Raw genomic sequence first — 4,133 nt, forward strand, 5'->3', positions numbered from 1 at the left:
CGTACAGGTCCGAGGTGCGCGGGTCGTCACCGTGTTCGTGACCGAAGTTGCAGCCACTGGGATCCCGGGTCGGGTGCCAGGTCGGGTAGACCTTGCCGTCGGGGCCGTACGTCCAGTATCGGGCGTGGATCTCGACAGAGCACTCACCGGACCTCGGCAGGTACCCCTTCTCGTTGGCCGTGGCGATCAGGTCGTACGCCCGGCTGGTCTCCGCTCCCGCCGGTGGCAGCGCGGTGCCCCAGGTGGGGTTGCCGGGCGGCGGCGCCGAGGTCGGCGGCGGGGTGTTGGGTGGCGTCGTCGGTCCGGTGCTGGGGTTGGGGCCGGGAGCCCCGGTGCAGGCGGTGCCATTCACGGCGAAGCTGGTCGGCGCGGGGTTGCTGCCGTTCCAGGACCCGTTGAAGCCGAACGAGACGCTCGCTCCGGTGGCAATGCTGCCGTTGTAGGTGGCGTTGCGGGCGGTGACCTGGCTACCGCTCTGCGAGACGGTGCTGTTCCAGGCCTGGGTTACCCGCTGGCCGGCGTCGTAGCTCCAGGTGAGCGTCCAGGAGCTGATCGGGTCGCCGACGTTGGTGACGGTGACCGTCGCGGTGAAGCCGCCCTGCCATTGCGAGCCGACCGTGTAGGTGACGCCGCAGCCGGCGGCGGCCGCCGCGGGTCCGGCGACGGTGATCGCCGCTCCGCTGGCGACGACCACGGCTGCCACGGTCACGGCTGACCACAGCCGGGACCGGGGACGGTGTAGGCGCATTGCTGGTCCTCCGAACGATGGTGGATGGATCGACGGGGAACGTGGACCCCGGCAGGCGGGTGTGCCGGACGGCGGGGACCGGGGCTTGCCCGCCCGGTGGCGGGCGCGAGCCGCACCGGTCACCGGAGCGGCCGGGCGGGTGACCCCGGCGGGGGTGCCGGTGTATCACCATCGATTGATATACATCTATGTTACTGGCCGGGTCGGGACTGTCAACGCGCATCGGCCGGTCCTGCCGAAATCGGAATTGACGCAGGTAGATGCATATCGCACCGGTGGGACGGGGGTACCCCCACCCGGATCCTGGGCGCCAGCAACCGACGCCGGATCTCCGGTTTGTCGGCGCGATCGACGTTTACCCGCCCGCCGCCCGGGAACGGCTACCGCCATGAACGTTCGGGTGGCCGGGTGCCGACGCGGTCGGCGGATCATCGGGGTACGGCGGGTCGTCGGTGGCCGGGACGGCGGGGCCGACCGGTGACGCCGGCACGGGGTGGCACCGGGTCGGGGCTGCGGGTGGTGGTGGTCGGCGCGACCGGCAATGTGGGGACGAGTCTGGTCGAGGCGCTCGGCCGGGACCCGGCGGTCGGCACGATCGTCGGGGTGGCGCGGCGGCCACCCCGGTGGCGGGCCCCGAAGACCGAGTGGGCCGAGGCGGACATCGTCGCCGCCGACCTCGTCGAGATCTTCGATGGCGCCGACGTGGTGGTGCACCTCGCCTGGCTCTTCCAGCCCACGCACCGACCGCTCACCACCTGGCGGGTCAACGCCGTCGGCGGGCGGCGGGTCTTCGCCGCGGCGGCCCGGGCCGGCGTACCGGCGCTGGTGTACGCCTCGTCGGTCGGGGCGTACTCGCCGGGGCCGAAGGACCGGCCGGTGGACGAGAGCTGGCCGACCGACGGCTGGCCCATCGCCGGATACACCCGGGAGAAGGCGTACCTGGAGCGGGTCCTCGACGCCTTCGAGCAGCGGCATCCGGAGGTGCGGGTGGTACGGCTGCGGCCCGGGTTCATCTTCAAGCGGGAATCCGCCAGCCAGCAGCGTCGACTCTTCACCGGTCCGCTGCTGCCGGGCCGGCTGGTGCGGCCGGGAATCCTACCGGTGCTCCCCGACCTGCCGGGGCTGCGGTTCCAGGCCCTGCACTCGGCGGACGCCGCCGAGGCGTACCGGTTGGCGGTGCTGCGCGACGTGCGCGGGGCGTTCAACGTGGCCGCCGAGCCGGTCGTCGACGGGCGGCTGCTCGCCGACATCCTGCGGGCCCGCCCGGTACGGCTGCCGTCCGGGCCGGTCCGGGCCGCACTCGCGCTGGCCTGGCACCTGCACCTGGTGCCGGCCTCCCCGCACCTGCTCGACGCGGTGCTCCGGCTGCCGGTCATGGACACCACCCGGGCCAGGACCGAACTGGGCTGGACACCCCGGCACACCGCCCGTGAGGCGATCGAGGAGTTCCTGCACGGGCTGCGCACCACCGGTGGGATGCCGACGGCACCGTTGACGCCCCGGCTGAACGGTGGCCGGCTCGCCGAGGCCGGCACCGGGGTGGGCGAACGCCCCTGACCGAACCCGCCGGAACCCGCCGGCGTCGCGACTCAGACCCGGGTGACCCGGATCGCGTCGGCGATGACGTAGCCGGTGCCGCTGGTCCACCGGCTCACACCCACCCGGTCGCCGTCCCCCGCGGCCAGCGTGAAGACGCCGAGCGACACCCACTGGCCACCGGTGAGGCGCTGGTTCACCCGTACCGTCTGGTTGCCGCTGGTGGTGGCGACGACGAACGGGGTGGCGTCGTTGTAGTCCGGGTTGGCCGCGTACCAGACCGAGACCTCGTAGCTGGCCGTCTCCGGGACGTTCACCCTGTACCAGGCGACGTCACTGGCCAGGACGGGGTCGGCGAAGCGGTAGTCGGCGCCGTACCGCTGGCTGGAGTAGGTGGACGTTCCCCAGCTGGCACTGGCGGTGAACCGCCCGGCGGTGCTGTTGTCGACGATGCTGCTCCAGACCGGCGGCTGGCCGCCACCGTCGGCGGAGACGTCGAGGTAGTTGCGGTCGATCCGCATCTGCACCCCGCCCCAGGTCTCGTAGACGTCACCGGCGTACTGGTGCAGCCGTTGGTGGTTGGCGTAGTACTCCGCCGGGCAGTACGGGCCGGCGTCGAGGTTCGCCGCGTCGTTCCACCAGGCGAACCAGAGCTGGTCCACCCGGGTGTAGGCCGGGTCGTTGTACGCGCCGCACAGGTCCGCGACCCCGGACGAGCCGCTGGAGTACATCCCCGAGAGGTAGCCGAGCGCGTGCAGCCGTTCCGTCCAGCCGGACAGGTACGACAGCACGGCGGCCCTGCATGACGCGTTCGACGGGTAGTGCTCGATGTCGTTGTAGATCGTGCTGCCGGCGAGGATGCCGAGGGCCTGTGCGGCGTTCACCGCGCTGGTCGCCCGGCTGGCGCCCTGGGATCGCGCCGTGGCCGGGTCGCTGGACATCTTCGGCGTCCGGGTGCCGCACGGGGCCTGACGGTCGAGTTCGATGGGGATCAGGCGCCAACCGTTGTTGGTCTGGTTCGTCACCCAGGTCGCGGTCAGGTTCGGTTGGGAGCACGAGCGGCTGGCCCCGCTGATGTAGATCCCGACGGCCCGGTACGGCGAGTTGGCCCGCCAGGCGTTCATGGTGGACTGGGAGGGGGCGGCACAGGTGTCGAAGCCCCGGCCGAGGAAGGTGCCGGGTTGCGGGCCGGCCGCCGCCAGCGGGGCGACCGGGGCGGCGGGTCGGGTCAGCGCGCCGAGGACGGACGGCGCCAGCGGTACCGCGTCCGGTCCGAGGGTCGCGGCGGCGAGGATCCGCCGGACGAGGCCCTCGGTCAGCGGCGTGTGCACGGCGGTGACGAGCACACCCGCGTCCCGGACCGCGACCTGGATCGCGTCGTTCCGGGACGGCGGCGCGGCCACGGTCGCCGCGCCGGCCGTGGTGACGGTGGCGGCCGGCAGCCGGTCCGCCGAGCGGGTGTCGATCGGTTCGAGGTGCAGCCCCGCGGTCCGCCCGACGAGTCGGGCGGGGCACTCGGCCTGGTCGCCCGGATGTCCGAGGTAGACGGCGGGGCGGTCGAACCGGACGCAGGCGTGCGGTCGGGCGGCGAGGTCGACGACCTGCCAGCTCTCCGGCACGACGACCCGGTATCCCTGGTAGCTGACCGTCCGGCTGCCCTCCGGCGCGATCGGGCCCTCGACGAGGCCGGCCCGGGCCGGCAGGACCGCCATCGTCGAGCCGGCGACCACGGCGGCGAGGCCGGTCAGGCCCGCCATGGTTCTCTTCATCCGAGCCTCCTGGAGGAATCCTTACTCGCAGCCGCGATGTTTGGAAAATTCCTACCAGATATCGACGCCGACCGCTAGCC

At 72.8% G+C, this 4,133-nt stretch carries 2 protein-coding genes and 1 pseudogene; 1 reads left to right on the forward strand and 2 read right to left on the reverse strand.

Annotated features, from left to right (window positions below; genetic code table 11):
- Positions 1-748: cellulose-binding domain-containing protein (locus AAH979_RS42550; protein ID WP_346263791.1), on the reverse strand; the 748-nt coding region annotated here is incomplete at its 3' end.
- 477 nt (positions 749-1,225) lie between these two features.
- Here AAH979_RS42550 and AAH979_RS42555 point away from each other — a divergent pair.
- Positions 1,226-2,305, forward strand: coding sequence for an NAD-dependent epimerase/dehydratase family protein (locus AAH979_RS42555; protein ID WP_346263792.1), 1,080 nt, complete (start codon positions 1,226-1,228; stop codon positions 2,303-2,305).
- Positions 2,306-2,337: 32 nt separating this feature from the next.
- Here AAH979_RS42555 and AAH979_RS42560 read toward each other — a convergent pair.
- Positions 2,338-3,483, reverse strand: a pseudogene (locus tag AAH979_RS42560) (glycoside hydrolase domain-containing protein); the annotation flags it as partial.
- Between the last annotated feature and the right edge of the window lie 650 nt (positions 3,484-4,133).

It is taken from the genome of Plantactinospora sp. ZYX-F-223, assembly GCF_039649625.1.
In the GTDB taxonomy this organism is placed as follows: domain Bacteria; phylum Actinomycetota; class Actinomycetes; order Mycobacteriales; family Micromonosporaceae; genus Plantactinospora.